This is a genomic window from Serratia sp. M24T3 (assembly GCF_000257645.1).
Taxonomy (GTDB): domain Bacteria; phylum Pseudomonadota; class Gammaproteobacteria; order Enterobacterales; family Enterobacteriaceae; genus Rouxiella.
This window is the reverse complement of record NZ_AJHJ01000077.1, coordinates 1-1,240: the sequence shown is the minus strand read 5'-3', so window position 1 is coordinate 1,240 and position 1,240 is coordinate 1. Positions and strand designations below refer to the sequence as shown.

Sequence of the window (1,240 nt, the reverse complement as noted above, 5' to 3'; positions counted from 1 at the left end):
ACGGCGCAACCTGCCTTAGTTACAGATTCTGCGACAACGTTTACGTCAACAACCGTTACTGCACCTGGCATCGGCACAAGTTCCGCCGTAATTAAAAAAGGTCAAGTTATTGACGTCAAAGATACTACCGCCGGGGTAGTTTATTCAAGTTTAGTACTCTCCATGTCAGGCACGACAATAACCATAGATACGGCTTGGTACGTGCGTGACGGCACTGGTAGCACCACCGGAACCCCGAACGCTGGGTCTTTAATGATTGTCGCAGGCTTCACTAAAGCGTGGGGGCAAAATACTAACATAACGCTCAATGCAGATTCTTTCGCAACGGGTATAGCAGGTTATGAACTTGGGCTTGTTAACAACAAAACTGACGGATCAGGCTACGGTTTTGACTGCGTTAGCTTAGGTTCGAAAAAAATTGGTAATTTCTTCCAAGCCCGAGGCGCGGGAATTATTGGATTTGTCAGTTATGTGGGGAGAGCTTTCGGTTGCGTGTCCTTTAGCGCCACCACCGCAGGCTTCTACTCATCGGGCGACAACGTCGGATTTAGTGGCCAAGGTAATGCGATTGGCGTAGAAATAAAAGCGCCTACAACTTATGCGCTTCAAGTCGTGAAAAATGATAACACTTTTATGACTGGCATGAATCCTGTCGGAGCTTGGCAAAAGCTTAGGCTCGATGCCTCGTCAATCACAAGCGGTGGATCGATGAGTTCTTTCACTCCGTTTAATACAATAACGCCCGCAAGTGACGGCGCCCAATTTACTATGCCAGCAGCCAGCTCTTTAGGCCAAGTTCTCGTATATATTAGGAACTTACATGCTACTTACAGCGTAGTCGCTGTGGGCAGCTTTGAAGGTGGTGCAGGTACCTTCACTATCGCAGCCAAGACGACTAAACAGTTTTGGAGTGACGGCAATTACTGGTATCCGGCAAATTAAAAGAGGCAACTAGCATGGCTACATTTTTAGAAGCGAGTGATTTGCTTAACGCTGGGAAAGCTATAACGCGGACCAGTGAAGATTTTGATTACATTGCACCATCGGAGTACGACCCATTAACTGAACTTCCGCTTTATCAAAAAGTGAATGCGGGGGAGGTCTCGACTTGGCGGCCCTCTGACGAAGATTTTAGCGCCACGGATTGGGTAGAATATATTAACTCTTAAAGAAGGCTGGGATTTATCTAGGCTAGAACTGCAACTTGCAGAGTTGAAACCCGAACCTTTAAAAGAGCGGG

2 protein-coding genes are annotated in these 1,240 nt (G+C 47.1%); both read left to right on the top strand.

The genetic code is table 11. The features are described 5' to 3' along the window. A partial coding sequence (locus tag SPM24T3_RS23990) for a hypothetical protein (protein WP_009639435.1) occupies window positions 1-942 on the top strand: 942 nt, incomplete at its 5' end. Window positions 943-956: 14 nt separating this feature from the next. Next, complete coding sequence (locus SPM24T3_RS23985; protein ID WP_009639434.1) at window positions 957-1,169, top strand: hypothetical protein; 213 nt, start codon at window positions 957-959, stop codon at window positions 1,167-1,169. Window positions 1,170-1,240 lie beyond the last annotated feature (71 nt).